The 14,902-nt window shown below is 59.6% G+C and carries 12 protein-coding genes; 4 read left to right on the forward strand and 8 right to left on the reverse strand.

The genetic code is table 11. The features are described 5' to 3' along the window. Nucleotides 1-4 precede the first annotated feature (4 nt). On the reverse strand, nt 5-3,160 hold the full coding sequence (locus ACIQ0Q_RS01405) for an efflux RND transporter permease subunit (RefSeq protein ID WP_395771159.1): 3,156 nt from the start codon (nt 3,158-3,160) through the stop codon (nt 5-7). Beyond that, the gene (locus tag ACIQ0Q_RS01410) at nt 3,157-4,269 is read right to left on the reverse strand and encodes an efflux RND transporter periplasmic adaptor subunit (protein WP_395771160.1); all 1,113 of its coding nucleotides are present in this window, start codon (nt 4,267-4,269) and stop codon (nt 3,157-3,159) included. The genes ACIQ0Q_RS01405 and ACIQ0Q_RS01410 overlap by 4 nt, the downstream gene beginning before the upstream one ends. 69 nt (nt 4,270-4,338) lie before the next feature. On the opposite strand from ACIQ0Q_RS01410, the gene ACIQ0Q_RS01415 reads away from it, so the two are divergent. From ACIQ0Q_RS01415 to ACIQ0Q_RS01425, 3 genes are all read left to right on the forward strand, one after another. Then, nucleotides 4,339-4,977: a TetR/AcrR family transcriptional regulator gene (locus ACIQ0Q_RS01415; RefSeq protein ID WP_395771206.1), complete on the forward strand. Its 639-nt coding sequence runs from the start codon at nt 4,339-4,341 to the stop codon at nt 4,975-4,977. Nucleotides 4,978-5,083: 106 nt separating this feature from the next. Continuing rightward, nucleotides 5,084-5,737: a protein-L-isoaspartate O-methyltransferase gene (locus tag ACIQ0Q_RS01420; protein WP_395771161.1), complete on the forward strand. Its 654-nt coding sequence runs from the start codon at nt 5,084-5,086 to the stop codon at nt 5,735-5,737. A 14-nt stretch (nt 5,738-5,751) separates the two neighbouring features. Beyond that, on the forward strand, nt 5,752-7,107 hold the full coding sequence (locus ACIQ0Q_RS01425) for a TolC family outer membrane protein (RefSeq protein ID WP_395771162.1): 1,356 nt from the start codon (nt 5,752-5,754) through the stop codon (nt 7,105-7,107). 10 nt (nt 7,108-7,117) lie between these two features. On the opposite strand, the gene ACIQ0Q_RS01430 is transcribed toward ACIQ0Q_RS01425, so the two are convergent. Continuing rightward, nucleotides 7,118-8,329 (reverse strand): 3-deoxy-D-manno-octulosonic acid transferase, encoded by a 1,212-nt coding sequence (locus tag ACIQ0Q_RS01430; RefSeq protein ID WP_395771163.1) that lies wholly within the window; start codon nt 8,327-8,329, stop codon nt 7,118-7,120. A gap of 110 nt (nt 8,330-8,439) precedes the next feature. Here ACIQ0Q_RS01430 and ACIQ0Q_RS01435 point away from each other — a divergent pair, with 110 nt between their 5' ends. Continuing rightward, the gene (locus ACIQ0Q_RS01435; protein ID WP_395771164.1) at nt 8,440-9,342 is read left to right on the forward strand and encodes a lipid A biosynthesis lauroyl acyltransferase; all 903 of its coding nucleotides are present in this window, start codon (nt 8,440-8,442) and stop codon (nt 9,340-9,342) included. Nucleotide 9,343: 1 nt separating this feature from the next. Here ACIQ0Q_RS01435 and ACIQ0Q_RS01440 read toward each other — a convergent pair whose 3' ends face one another. The 5 genes from ACIQ0Q_RS01440 to ACIQ0Q_RS01460 form a co-directional block, all read right to left on the reverse strand. After that, entirely contained in the window at nt 9,344-9,532 is a 189-nt protein-coding gene (locus tag ACIQ0Q_RS01440; protein ID WP_395771165.1) for a zinc-finger domain-containing protein, read from the reverse strand. Between the two features lie 103 nt (nt 9,533-9,635). Continuing rightward, nucleotides 9,636-10,205 carry a YceI family protein gene (locus ACIQ0Q_RS01445; protein WP_395771166.1) on the reverse strand — a complete coding sequence of 190 codons (570 nt, stop codon included), beginning with the start codon at nt 10,203-10,205 and terminating at the stop codon, nt 9,636-9,638. Between the two features lie 40 nt (nt 10,206-10,245). Then, nucleotides 10,246-10,836, reverse strand: coding sequence for a malonic semialdehyde reductase (locus ACIQ0Q_RS01450; protein WP_395771167.1), 591 nt, complete (start codon nt 10,834-10,836; stop codon nt 10,246-10,248). Between the two features lie 124 nt (nt 10,837-10,960). Further along, nucleotides 10,961-13,684 (reverse strand): bifunctional [glutamate--ammonia ligase]-adenylyl-L-tyrosine phosphorylase/[glutamate--ammonia-ligase] adenylyltransferase, encoded by a 2,724-nt coding sequence (gene glnE, locus ACIQ0Q_RS01455; RefSeq protein WP_395771168.1) that lies wholly within the window; start codon nt 13,682-13,684, stop codon nt 10,961-10,963. Continuing rightward, nucleotides 13,674-14,870 carry a magnesium transporter gene (locus ACIQ0Q_RS01460; protein ID WP_395771169.1) on the reverse strand — a complete coding sequence of 399 codons (1,197 nt, stop codon included), beginning with the start codon at nt 14,868-14,870 and terminating at the stop codon, nt 13,674-13,676. The genes glnE and ACIQ0Q_RS01460 overlap by 11 nt, the downstream gene beginning before the upstream one ends. Nucleotides 14,871-14,902: the final 32 nt, after the last annotated feature.

Here is a 14,902-nt window from a genome sequence, read left to right on the forward strand (position 1 = left end):
TTCTTTACGGCACTGATTGCGCGGGCGTGTCGCATTCGACCTTGAACCAGGCGGCATACAGCGCCGGCAGGAAAAACACGGTCAGCGCGGTCGCCACAATCAACCCGCCCATTATCGCCACCGCCATCGGCCCGAAGAATACGCTACGCGACAGCGGAATCATCGCCAGTACAGCAGCCAATGCAGTCAGCACGATCGGTCTAAAACGGCGTACAGTGGCATCGATAATGGCGGCATACGGCGCGCTACCGGCCCGGATATCATGATCGATTTGATCGACCAAAATCACCGAATTACGCATGATCATGCCGGACAGCGCGATGGTGCCGAGCATGGCCACGAAGCCGAACGGCACGCGAAAAATCAGCAGGAAAGCGGTCACCCCGATCAGCCCCAGTGGAGCGGTCAACAGCACCATGAACGCACGCCGGAAGCTTCTCAGCTGCAGCATCAGCAGGGTCATCACCACCAGCAGGAACAAGGGTATGCCGGCAGCAACCGATTTCGAGCCGCGGTCGGAGTCCTCCACGGTGCCGCCGGTCTCCAGCAGATAACCGTTCGGCAGCGCGGCACGGATGCTTTCCAGTTCCGGCAGGATCTGCGCGGTCACCGTCGGCGGTGCGGTCTCATCGTAAATATCGGCACGCACGGTAATGGTTGGCAGCCGGTTACGGTGCCAGATGATGCCGTCTTCCATGGTGTACTCGAGCGAGGCGATCTGTGACAGCGGAACGCTGGCACCGGAGTCAACCGGTACCGACAGGCTGTCGAGCAGATCGAGGTTGGCGCGTTCGTTGTCCGGACCGCGCAGCAGGATTTCGATCAGCTCATTGCCTTCGCGGTAGGTGCTGACCGTGGTGCCTGAAAGCGAACCGCGCAGGAACGCCGCTAGATGAGTGGAGGTGATGCCGAGTGCGCGTGCGCGGTCCTGGTCGATGTTCAGACGCACGATCTTGCTGGGCTCGTCCCAATCCAGATTGACATTGACAACATGCGGATTGGCACGCACTTTGTTCGCCACGGCATGGGCAAGGCGTTTGACTTCGTCGATGTGTTCCCCGGAAACCCGGAACTGGATCGGATAGCCGACCGGAGGACCGTTTTCAAGGCGCCATACCCGGGTCTGTACAGTCGGGAATTTTTCATGCATGAGCTGGATCAGCCAGGTCCGTGTCCGCTCGCGCGATTCGATGTCCTTGGTCAGGATGACGAATTGCGCGAAGTTGGCCTGTGGCAATTTCTGGTCGAGCGGCAGATAGAAACGTGGCGAACTGGCGCCGATATGGCTGACGTAGTTCACTAGATCCTTACGCTTGGCCAGTTCGCGCTCCAACCGCTCGGTAATGCGCTGGGTGTCCTTCAGCGAAGCGCCTTCGGCCAGTTCCACATCGACCATCAGTTCGAGTCTTGTGGAGGACGGAAAGAACTGCTGCGGAATGAACCGGAACAGCAGCACCGAAGCCACGAAGGCGGCGATGGTACCCAGAATCACCGCGCGCCGGTGCTGCAGACACCAGCCGACCCACTGTTTGAGTTGGTGGTAAAACGGTGTGCCATAGGGATCTTGATGCGTGGCGCCGGACTCCGCCAACCAAGCCTGTGCCCGTGCGGGAAGCAGATGCGAAATACGCTCTTTGAACCGGGACGGTTTGCGTTCCGATGGCGTATCCGCCGTATGCGCATCCGGCAGCAGCCGGTAGCCCAGGAAGGGAATGAAGATGACCGCCACGATCCAGCTCAGCAACAAGGCAATGGTGACAACCTGGAAGATCGAGCGCGTGTATTCCCCAGTCGAGGAATTGGCGGTGGCGATCGGCAGGAAGCCGGCAGCGGTGATTAAGGTACCGGTCAACATCGGGAAGGCGGTACTGGTGTAGGCGAACGCCGCCGCCGAAAGCCGGTCGAAGCCCTGCTCCATTTTAATGGCCATCATTTCGACGGCAATGATGGCATCATCAACCAGAAGGCCAAGCGCGAGGATGAGCGCGCCGAGTGAGATCTTATGCAAACCGATGCCGAAGTAGTACATGGTGGCGAAGGTCATTGCCAGCACCAACGGAATCGACAAAGCCACTATCAGGCCCGGACGCTTGCCGAGCGAGAAGAAGCTGACCAGCAACACGATGATCACCGCCTCGGCCAGGACGCGGACGAATTCACGCACCGAATGCTTGACCACCGCCGGTTGGTCGGACACCTTCTCGAGCAAGATACCGGAAGGAAGGGTTTTCTGCAGGCGTTGGAATTCCGTTTCCAGCTGTTCGCCGAGTGCGATGATGTCGCCACCCTTGCGCATCGAGACCGCAATGCCGATGCCTGGCTTGCCCAGGAAACGCATTTTCGGTGCAGCCGGATCGGCGAAACCACGAGACACTTCGGCGATTTCGCCGAGCCGGAAATTGCGGCCGTTGGCGCGTACCGGGAAATTGCGGATTTCATCGATGGACTGGAATCCGCCGCTCACGCGCAATTGTACCCGGTCGGTCTCGGTTTCGAAGAAACTGCTGCTGTTGACTGCATTCTGGGCGTCAATGGCCTGCTGTACCTGATACATCGACAGGCCGAGCGTGGCCAGTTTGGTATTGGACAGATTGATCCAGATTTTTTCGTTCTGCAGACCGACTAGTTCAACCTTCGCCACATCCGGAACACGGTGCAGTTCGAGCTCGATGCGCTCGGCGTAGTTCTTGAGCGTGGCGTAATCGAAACCGTCGCCACTGAGCGCATAGATGTTGCCGAAGGTGTCGCCGAATTCGTCATTGAAAAACGGGCCCTGCACGCCCTGCGGCAGCGTATGCCGGATATCTCCGACCTTCTTGCGCACCTGATACCAGAGCTCGGGAACATGGTCGGAGGTCATGGCGTCTTTGGCCATGAACATCACCATCGACTCGCCGGGCTTGGAATACGAGCGCAGGAATTCGTATTGCCCGGTTTCCAGCAATTTCTTTTCAATGCGGTCGGTCACCTGTTGGCTGACTTCAGCCGCCGTCGCACCCGGCCAGTACGTTTGCACCACCATAACCCTGAAGGTAAACGGCGGATCTTCCGACTGGCCGAGTTTCTGGTAGCTGAAAATGCCGACCAGTGCCAGCACCAGCATGGCAAATCGCACCAAGGTGCGGTTCTTGATCGCCCAGGCGGAAAGATTGACGCTCATTGCGCTGCCTTGGCGGCACCGCCCATCGGCACCGGCCGGTTGTCGGCATCGACCGCGCGCACGCTTTCACCGTCGCGCAGCAGATGCACGCCGGCCTGCACAATCCACTCGTTCTGCGCCAGTCCCGCTGTGATCTCAGCGCTGCGGGCACCGTAGCGACGCACGCTGACGCCGCGTTTCTGCAGACGTTGGTCACGCCCGACGACCCACACCGCTGGCTTGCCATTGCTTTCAGTCAAGGCCGACAAGGGCACCGAGAGGCCCTGATTACCGCGTTCCGCCATGTACACCCGTGCGCTCTGGCCGAGCTGGGTCACCGCTGCGGCATCATCGAGTGCTACCCGCACAGCATAGGTACGGGTCAAGGCATCGGCGGCGGCGCCGATTTCACGGATTTTGCCGTCGTACACGGTGCCTTCCTGTGTCCACAACTCGACTTTCACCGGCTGCCCTGCACGCAGATTCGGCAAATGCTGTTCGGCCACGGTGATGGCGACGTCGCGGGCGCCGTCGGCGGCGAACGTGAACACCGGCTGGCCGGCGGAAACCACCTGCCCGGCTTCGGCCAGACGCTGGCTGATGACACCGCTGACCGGTGCACGGATCACGGCATAGCCGGTCTGGTTGCTGTTGACCTTGGATTGTGCGACCGCCTGTTGGTAACGCGACTGCGCCGCCTGGGCCTGGGCTTTCTTGCTGTCGAAAAGGGATTGCGACACCAGCTGCTTGCCGACCAGTTCGCGGTAGCGGGCCAACTCGGCCGCCGCCAGATCCCGGTCAGCGCGCAGGGCCTGCACCGAGGCCTCGGCGGCCTCGCTTTGCAGCGCAAGGTCACTGTCATCCAAACGCGCCAGAATCTGACCGGCCTGCACACGGACGCCGGCATCCACATAACGGGTGGCGATTTTACCGGCCACGCGGAACGACAGATTGACTTCCTCGCGGGCACGGACTTCGCCGGCAAAGATCTGGGATGCCGTGCCGCTCGGTTGCGCCTGGGTCACCAGCACCAAGCGCCTGGAATCGGGCTCCGGGCCGCGGGAACAGGCGCTCAGGGTCAGCAACAGGGCGGTGGCAAAGCCAAAACGGCGAAAGGATTGGTGGCGCATGGTGCTGTCCGAATTATTGTACTAATTGGTATACTATCATTATATTGTACTAATTGGTACACTAATGTGATGAATCTGCGAAATCCCCAAAAACTCGGCCGGCCGAAAAATCCGGAAAAACACCAAGCCATTTTGCAGGCGGCAGCCGAACTGTTTCCGGCCAAAGGCTTTTCCGGCGTCAGCATGATGGAAATCGCCGAAAAAGCGAATGTTTCGAAACTGACTCTGTACAGCCATTTCGTCGACAAGGAAGATCTTTACACGCAATCGGTAATCGACTGCTGCGAGCAGCAACTTCCGGCCAGCAGCTTCAAGCCCGCGCCCGGCCTCGATCTGGAGCAGGCCCTGCGCGCCATCGGCAATGGCTTCCTTGACCTGATCATGGACGAAAAGGCACTGACGCTGCACCGGATGATCATCCAGCAATCGGGCGCCGATGGCGACCACGCCGGTCTGTTTTTCAACGCCGGCCCGGCACGCATGCTCTCCGAAATGCGCAGCTTCCTTGAACAGGCCTCACGCAGCGGCGCATTGCTGATTGCGGAACCACGTCTGGCCGCCGAACATTTTTTCTGTCTGCTCAAGGGTCTGGTCTACATGCGGGTGATGATGGGGCTTTGTCCGCCGCCAGCCAAAGCCGAACGCGAAAAACACGTACGGGAAGTCGTTTCCCTGTTCCTGCGCGCCTATCGCCCGCTGACGGCCTGACAAGATGACTTTTGGCACGTTTTCAACCCGGCGCGAACGGGGATAATCACTTTCTGCACACAGGCAAAAGCCTTACAATAGGCGCTCTTGCCGGAGAATGAACGTAATGACGATGAATGTTGAACATGCCCGCCACGCCATGATCGAACAACAGGTCCGCCCCTGGGACATCGTCGATCTGCAAGTGCTGGCCGCGATGTCGGCGGTTCCGCGCGAGAACTTCGTGCCGGCGGCCTACCGTGACCTCGCCTTTGCAGACACCGAGCTGCCGATTGGCTATGGCGAAACGATGTTCAAGCCGGTGCTGGAAGGCCGCATGCTGCAGGGCCTGAAGCTGCAGCCGAATGACGAAGTGCTGGAGATCGGCACCGGCACCGGTTACATCACCGCCTGTCTAGCCAGCCTGTGCCGCTCACTGGTCAGCGTCGATCTGCATGCCGATTTCATTGCCGATGCCAAAAACCGATTGGCCGCACTTGATCTGAACAATGTCCGTTACGAACAGGCCGATGCATTGGCCTTCAATCCGGATCAGCAGTTCGATGCCATCGCGGTCACCGGCGCCGTCACCGATGTGCCGCAGGTGTTTCTGGACTGGCTACGTCCCGGCGGCCGCCTGTTCATCATCCACGGCCAGTCACCGGCACAGGAAGCGGTATGCCTGACCCGCAGCGCACAGGGCTTCGATACCGAAAGCCTGTTCGAAACCGATATCCCCTACCTCGTCGGCGCACAGCCGATCGACCGCTTTTCCCTTTGATCAAGGAATTCCACATGCGTTTCAAAGCGACCCCCCTGGCCTTGGCCACCGCGCTGGCACTGAGTTGTTCGCCGGCTTTCGCTGTTGACCTGGTCCAATCCTACACCCAGGCCCGTCAAGGCGACCCGACACTGGCCATCAGCGAATCGCAGAATGCCATCTCGAAAGAAGGTGTAGTGCAGTCGCGCTCGAATCTGCTGCCGCAGATCAACGGCCGCGTGGGCCTGAACAAAAGCGATACCGACGGTACGCTGAACAACAACAGCACCTTCAGCAGCTCGAGCACCCAGCAGCAGAACAGCGCCAGCCTGAGCCAGAGCATTTACAACTACGGCAACTACGCCCGACTTTCAGGCAGCAAGGCGCGCGCGCTGCAATCGGATTCGGAACTGGATTCGGCCAACGATAGCCTGATCATCCGTGTTTCTGAAGCCTACTTCAATGTGCTCACCGCCATCGACAGCCTGGCCGCATCGCGTGCCGAAGAACGTGCGGTGAAACGCCAGCTGGATCAGGCCGAAAAACGTCTGGAAGTCGGCCTGGCACCGATCACCGATGTGCACGAAGCCCGTGCCCGTTACGATTCTTCGCGCGCCAACACGATTCTGGCCGGCAATGTGCTGATCGATGCGCGCGAAGCCCTGCTTGAAATCACCGGTCCGCTGCCGGAATCACGCATCAAGGGCCTGCCCAACGATTTCCAGCCGGTCGGCGAGTCCCGCAAAGCCACGGAAGAGCTGGTCAACGATGCGCTGATTAACAATCCCAATGTGATTGCGCGCGAAAACGCTCTGAAAGCTGCGGAAGACGATGTGCGCCTGGCGCGCTCGGGCCACCTGCCCTATCTCGATGCCAATGCCAGCTGGAGTGACAACACTCTGAAAGACGGCGATACCGGTCCGTTCTCGGCCAAGGATTCGACCTCGACCGGCGTCAACCTGTCGCTGGTGGTGCCGATTTTTACCGGCGGCGCCACCCAATCGCGGGTACGCCAGACCGTATCCAGCCGCGACATCGCGGCTGAGCAGCTGGAGCAGACCAAACGCCAAATCGCCCGCCAAGTCCGCAATGCCGACCGCAATTTGGAATCCGGCCTAGCCGAAGTGGAAGCCCGCCGACTGGCTGTGGTGTCTGCGAAATCGGCGCTGGAGGCCGGGGAAGTGGGTCTTGAAGTCGGAACGCGCACCATCGTCGACGTGTTGTTGGCACAGCAACAGCTGTTCACCGCCGCCCGCGAATATTCCCGTGCGCGCCACAACTATCTGGTCAACACCCTGCGCCTGAAGCAGGCCGCCGGCACGCTGGAAGTCGCGGATGTGGAAGCGGTCAACCGCTTCCTGACCGAAGACGCTGAAGCCAAACTGCAGTAATACCGGCCGATCAGTCCGGATCACCAAGGCACAGGGCGACCCGTGCCTTTGTTTTTTCTAAAGCACCGCGGTTTCGGGCGACACAGGCCATATTCTGCGCCGCCATGGCATATCGACGGGACTCATCCGCCAGAAGACCCAACACGGCATCCTTCAACGCACTGGCATCCGCGACTTCGAGCAGCCCCCCGGCATCCTTCAACGCAAGGATGCTATCGGCGAAATGGGCGGTATGCGGACCGACCAGAACCGGAACGCCGGCGGCTGCCGGCTCCAGCACGTTATGGCCGCCAATGGCCTGCAAACTGCCTCCGACGAAAACTAGATCCATGCCCGGCATGAACGCCCGCAGTTCGCCGAGGGTATCGATCAGGAAAATCTGCGCCGCCGTCGATGGGTGCGCCTGACGGCTCCGGCGCTGCACCCGGAAGCCCTGCGCCTGGGCTGCCGTTACCGCCACGGCAAAACGCTCCGGGTGCCGGGGGGCCAACAGCAGCAATGCGGTCGGCCAGCGAGCCAACACCGCACGATGTGTGGCAAGTACCGCCGCCATCTCCTCAGGGTGCGTACTCGCTGCCATCCAGACCGGCGATTGCGGCCAGGAAGCCCGTCGCTGGAGCCCGGCTTCCCGTGTCGCGGCATCCGGCGTCAGATCCCATTTCAGATTGCCAGTAACCGCGACCGCCTCCGCGCGCGCTCCGGCCGCAACATAACGCGCGGCATCGGCAGGACTCTGGCAGAGGATAGCCTCCGGCAAGATCAAAGCGGTACGGAACAGATCGCCGAATCGCCGGTAACGCCGCAGCGAGCGTTCGGACATGCGGGCATTGACCATCGTCAATGGGATGCCGGCCCGGTGTATCTCTCGGAACAGATTCGGCCAGATTTCGGTTTCCACGATGAGGGCGGCGCGCGGCTGGAAATGCTTGAGGAACCGGCGCGCCAGACAGGTCAGATCGATGGGCAGATACACCACGATGCTGTTCATCAATCCAAGCGCCTGCGCTGCTTGACGACCGGCTGGGGTCTGGCAGGTAATCAACAACGGTAGTTTCGGGGAATCTACACGCAAGGCCAGCAACAAAGGTTTCAAGGCATGCACTTCGCCCATGGAAGCGGCATGGCACCACAGGGGTGCACTCGCTGCAGCCGGATAGCGGGCGAAACGCTCGAACAGATTTCGCCGATAGGCCGGCTGCGCCAGACTACGGAAAAGCAGCAACCCGATTACGGCCGGTAACGCCAACAACCATAAGGCGGCGTATATCAGGCGTGGGAGGATGGGATAAGATACAGAAGCCATTTGGTTAAGCATAACCCAGGACACCCCGCGTGCCGCAGCCCTCCCTTCGCCCCGCCCTGCTCCCGCACCTGCCATCCTGGATCGGCATCGGCTGCGGATGGCTGATTGCGCACCTGCCATGGGCCTGCTACCGGCCTCTGGCCTGGCTGTTGGCGCGCCTGATGCGTCTGCTGATGCGGGAACGCGGCCATATCGCACGCACCAATATCCGTTTATGTTTTCCCGAATGGGATGAAGCGGCGCAGGAAAACCTTTGGCGTGACAGTTTCGATTCCATGGCTTTTTCGCTATTCGAATTCGCGCGCGGATGGTGGGGCAATCTGCGTCCGGCGGATACGCTGACGCCGGTCAGCGGCCTTGACCGCCTCAAGCAAGCCCAGGCCTGCGGCAAGGGCGTGCTGTTGGTTTCCGCGCATCTGATGACCTTGGAGTATTGTGTCAAGATCCTTGCCGGTCATGTGGCCATCGGCGGCATGTACCGCCCTTTCGATTCCGCAGCCTTCGAGTGGAGCGTACGCCAAGGGCGCCGCGCCTACACCGACAGTATGTATACGCGCGAAGAGCTGCGCGCTGTGCTGCGCCACCTTAAAGCGGGTGGCATTCTTTGGTTTGCGCCCGACCAGGAAACCCGGCGCGGCGATAGCATGTTCGTGCCGTTTTTCGGTAACCCGGCCTGGAGCCTGACCTCGACCCATCAGCTGGCGAAACTCAGCGGCGCCGCCGTGATGCCGTTTTTCCACCGGCGTAAAACCGACGGCGGCTATGAGCTGGAGATCGGCGAAATTCTGGAGGATTTTCCGGGCGATGATCCGGCTACCGATACCACGCGCATCATGGCGCTATTCGAAGCGATGATCCGTCGCTGTCCGGAACAGTATCTCTGGTTGCATGCCCGTTTCAAGCGCCAGCCCGGCGGGAAAAGTCCTTACTGAATCAGTCGATCAGACGGTATGCCGCGCCGCAGTAGGGGCACTTGGCGGTGCCGTTGGCTTCGATGGGAATCACTACTTTCGGATGCTGGTTCCACAACGCCATGTCCGGAGTCGGGCAGGTCAGGGGTAGATGCGCACGCGACACTTCAATGAGGGTATCTTTCGGCGTATTGGCGGCGTTGGCGGTCATACCTGGACTCCTGGATGGACAACCAGTTTACCCGTTCAGGCGGCAATCGGCAAAACAAAACCCGCCGCAGCGGGTTCTGTCGCTTGCCGGAAGCGACGGGACCTTACTTGGCCGCAGTAGCTTCCAGCGTGATACTGATACGGACTTCGTCGCTGACCGCCGGAACATAGGCACCCACACCGAAATCGGAACGCTTGATTATGGTGGTGGCATCGAAACCGGCAGCAGGAATCTTCTTCATCGGATGGTTGCCGATGCCGTTGATCTTGACGGTCAGTATGGCCGGCTTAGTGACGCCGTGAATGGTCAGGTCACCGCTGACATGCAGTTCCTTGGCGCTAGCGACATGTACCGATTTGCTCTTGAAGCTAGCGGTCGGGTATTTCGCAATGTCGAAGAAGTCTGATCCCTGCAAGTGCTGATCGAGCTTGGCCACGCCGGTCGAGATCGAAGCGATTGGAATTTCGACGGAGATTTTTGACTTGGACAAATCGGCGGTATCCAGATCGAATTCACCGCTAATCTGGTCGAAACGGCCGGTGATGTTGGAGAAGCCAAAATGGCTGTAGGTGAACTGGACCTGGGTATGACCGGGGTCGATGTCGTATTTGGCGGCATCGGCGGCACCCGAAAGAGTGAAAGCGGCGAGAGCGATTAGTACGTAATTTTTCATGGGTTCTCCTTGCATGGTAAGCGATTGAAGTTTTGTAGAATCACAGAATACGGCAGGCTTCACTGAATTCAAGGCGCGGCGAACGCGGAAACAGCTGGGTCGCATCACCGTAGCCGAGGTTAATCAGAAAGTTGGATTTCCAAGAAGTGCCGGCGAAGAACGCGTCATCGACCATGGCATTGTTGAAACCGGACATCGGACCGCAGTCCAGACCCATGGCACGAGCCGCAAGGATGAAATAACCGCCCTGCAGGTTGCCATTGCGCACTGCGGTGCTTTCGATTTTGGCCGGACTTCCAGCGAACCAGCTACGTGCATCCGTGTGCGGAAACAGTTTGGGAAGCTGCTCGTAGAATTCGAAATCGGTGGCAACGATGACATTGACCGGGGCCTGCAAGGTCTTGGCACGATTGCCTGCATCGAGTGTCGGCGCCAGCTTGGCCTTGGCCTCGGCCGACTTCACAAATACAAAACGGACCGGGCAGCTGTTGGCGGCGGTCGGGGCCCATTTGACCTGATCATAGATGGCCTGCAAGAGCGCGTCCGGTACCGGCGTATCGAGCCAGACATTGTGCGTGCGGGCATTTCCGAACAGCTGACCAAGCATGGTTTCATTCAAAGCAGTATTCATGACTTCTCCAATAATCAATATCGGCAATCCGGCGCACCGGATTCCGAGAATGGATGTTCATGGTACGGGAAATGCACCAAGCGCGGTAAGCGCAACAAATCAAAAGATTGTTCCGATTATGGGACTATTGCTCGGCCTCAAAAATGTAACCATGCTCGCGTAGAACCGTTGCAACCGCCCGTCGCACGGCCTGCAGCACTGGGGTCAATGCAACCACCCGTGACTGCATGGCCAGATGACAGCGCAGACTTTCAGCCTGAAGCACTTCGATGGCATCCATCAGAATTTCGGCCTGCCCCGCGGTCATGGTACCGGTCTGCACCAAGGCCGTGACCAGCGCGCAGCTTTCACGACATACCGCCAGCGACGGATGCTCGGCAGCATGGCCGAGCACCATCGCCTGCAGTAGAAACTCGATGTCGGTCAGTCCACCAGGACCGTGCTTGAGATCGAACCGGTCCTCGCAGCCGCGGTCGAGCTCGGCCCGCATGCGTTGACGCATGGCGGTGATTTCCGCTTTCAAAGCCATTGGATCACGCGGGCTGCAGAGAATTTCGACACGCAGCGTTTCGAAAGCCGAAACCAGCGAGGCATCGCCTGCGACCGCACGGGCACGCACTAGGGCCTGCAACTCCCAGACCCAGGCCCGTTGTTTCTGATAGGTTGCGAAGCTGTCGAGGCTGCTGACCAATAGCCCCTTGGCACCGTCCGGGCGAAGCCGAATATCAGTCTCGTACAGACTGCCGGCGGGCGTGGTCAGATCCAGCAGTGCAATCAGCTTCTGGGCATGACGCAGGAAATAACGGGAGGCATCGAGGCTGCGTATGCCATCACTGGCCTGAATCGGCCCGACTTGATTGAGGAAAACAAGATCAAGATCTGAATTGAATGACAAGCCGGAAGCGCCCAGACTGCCGTATCCGATGACGGCGAAGGCCGAATCCATTACCGCACCGTGCTGCTGGAAAAGCTCGGTGGCGGCAATCCGCTGGCAACGCTCCAGCACTTGTTCGGCGAGTTGGGTCAGGAGGCGACTGGCCTGGGTGGCGGCCATGCCGTGAAAAAGAAAATGGTAGGCAATCTTGAACCCGAGACTGAGCTTGGATTCGTTCAAAGCGAGCAGCGCGGCCTCGGCATCTTCGGCATGTCCGGCCAACCGAGCATCGATCTGTGCCGGCAAGGTCTCGGCATCGAATCCACGCGCGATGATACGGCTGTCCAACAACTCATCCAACAACAGAGGATGCTCGATTAACTGCTGGGTCATCCACAGGCTTTCATCAAAAACATCGACCACCCGCTGCAGTGCATTCGGCTGCTCGTCGAGCAGGGCGATGTAACTGCTGCGCTTGAGGGTGGCCTGCAGGAAGCTGATGGCATGGGTCAGACAGTCGTCCGGGTGGCTGGCCTTGCTGCAGGCGAGCATCAAAGCTGCTGTGACGCGCTGCAGTCGCTGTTTCGAGCGATCCGCCAGTGCCTGGGTGACGGCACTTTCAAATAATGCCGTGATGCGATCAGTATGCCGGACAGAATCAGCAAAACCCATCGCCTGCAGGTCCTGCTCGCCAGCGGTAGCGGCAGGCTGTGCTGCAGGATCGCCGAGCAATCCGGAAAACAATTGTTCAACAGCGGACCGGTGCCGTTCTAAATCGGCAATCAATGCGGGTGTCTCGGCATAGCCCAATCCCTGGGCCAGACGCTTCTGGATTTCGGATGGTTCCGGAAGCCGGTGCACCTGTGCATCCGCCAGCATCTGCACGCGGTTTTCCAGACGCCTGAGGAACAGATAGGCTTCATGCAGGATGACCGCTGCCTGCGGATCGATCAATCCAACATCCCGAAGACGCATCAATCCCTCAAGCAGGCTCCTTACCTGCAGCGCCTTATGGCGTCCGCCATAAATGATCTGCAGCGCCTGCACATAGAATTCGATTTCACGGATGCCGCCCGGGCCCAGCTTCAGATCATCGCGTTTGTCGCGGCGCTGCACTTCGGCCTCGATTTTCGCCTTCATGTCGCGCAACCCATCGATGGCGGTGAAATCGAGATAGCGCCGGTATACAAACGGGCGCAGCATGTCGAGCAGGCGCCAGCCAGTAGCGGCGTCACCAGCCACCGGACGCGCCTTCAGCCAGGCATAGCGCTCCCAATCACGTCCCGCACTTTGGAAATAGTGTTCCATGGCAGTGAACGACAGTAGCAAGCGGCCACTGGCACCGAACGGACGCAGTCGCAGATCAACCCGATGACAGAAGCCATCGGCAGTGACCTCATCAAGCAGATTGGCCAGCCGTTGTCCAAGCCGGGTGAAATACGTTTCGGCAGCAATCGGGCGTTCGCCATCACTCATGCCATGCCCGCTGAAGGCATACACTAAATCGACATCGGATGAAAAGTTCAGCTCTCCGCCGCCGAGCTTGCCGAGGCCGAGCACCGTCATATGCTGCTCCAGACCATGCTGGTCACGAACGGTGCCATGACTTTGGCGCAATACTCTGTCAATGGCCGAAAATCCAGTCTGCAAAGCCTGCTCGGCAATCCAGGTACTGCCGGCAAGTGTCTGCTCGACGCTATCGATGCCAAGCACATCCCGCCAGATCAATTTCAGTGATTGCGCGCGACGCCAGCGGCGGATCAGGCCAGGCCACTCGGCGTCTCTGCCATCGGGAAGTTGCAGAGACTGCAAGGGCTCATCAAGCCTGCCCAATAGATCGGGTTGCTGAATCAATACATCAACAGCGAAATCAGAAGCGGCCACAAGTCGCGCGAGCGCCTCGGAACTTGGGGCATTATGGGGATGATCGGCCAACAGTCCGGCCAGTACCGGCGGTAAAGCCTTATAGGACAAACGCCACCGCCATCCACAGGAACAGGCCAATGCAGATCATGTCGGACAACCCCGAGAGCACCAGATTGGCGGCCATGGCCGGATTGATGCCAAGCTTGCGGAGCAGCAAGGGCATGGCCGCACCGAGCAAGCCGGCGACCATGCAGCTGAGCGCCATCGCCGTCGCAAGCAAAAGCGCCAGGGGCAATGGATCGCCCTGCTCCGGATGCCGCGAGGCGATGATAAACATGCCGACACCGGCCAAAACACCAGTCAGAACACCGTTGACCAGTCCGAGCCAGGTTTCCTTGAGCACCTGACGTTTGACCGGCCGTGCGGGATTGGAAAGGCTGAGACCACGGAGGGTACAGGCCAGAGACTGCGCCCCGATTGTCCGGCACAGGCCGGCCAGTACCGGCAGGAATATCGCGAGCAGTGTGGCTTTCGCGATATCTTCCTGGAAGCGGCCGATGATGGCACCGACTACAAACAGCATGAACAGATGGATCTGCAACCAGGGCTGACGGAACTGGAATTTACGCCACCACGGGGATGCCCACTGTTCATCATGGTCGACCCCGACCAGGTAGCCAGGCTGTCCCGACAATTCGAACGCCTGCTGCTGGTGCAACCGGTGCGTGTGCACCTGGCCAAGCAATACGTTAGCGTCGTCGCAGACCGGATAGGTCAGCGGCGGCTGAAGTGATAGTCGCGACAGGGCCTCATTCAATGGCCATTCGGGACGCAGGCTGCAGGGATCACGCTGCATAATTTGGTCGAGTGTTTGTCCGCGCTCAGCAAACAGCAGTTCGCGGAAGGCCACGATACCGAGCAGACGGTTCTCGGGATCGACCACATAGACTTGGTTCAATTCGCGTTGCGGCATCAATTCGCGCAACAGATCGACTGCCATAGCCACCGAAGTGCCTTTGCGGAAGGCCGCAACCGGTTCTTCCAGTTGATTGCCTACGGTGCCCAGCGCGTAGTGTTCGGCGCGCAACCAGGCCGCGCCGGTTTGACAGGCAGTCATGATCGATTCACGGACGTCTTCCGGCAAGGCCAGCAGGATGGCCATGGCACGCGCCGGCGGCAGATCACTGAGTTGCTGTGCGGCCAGATTGGGATGCTCGAGATCAAGCAGACCGGCGGCCGTGCGTGCATCCAACGCCATCAGGCGGGAACTGAACAGTTCGTCTTGGCGGACCACGGCGCTTCCTCAAAGGGTTTGCCATAGATTAA

The organism is Arenimonas sp., assembly GCF_044348765.1.
GTDB lineage: Bacteria > Pseudomonadota > Gammaproteobacteria > Xanthomonadales > Xanthomonadaceae > Arenimonas.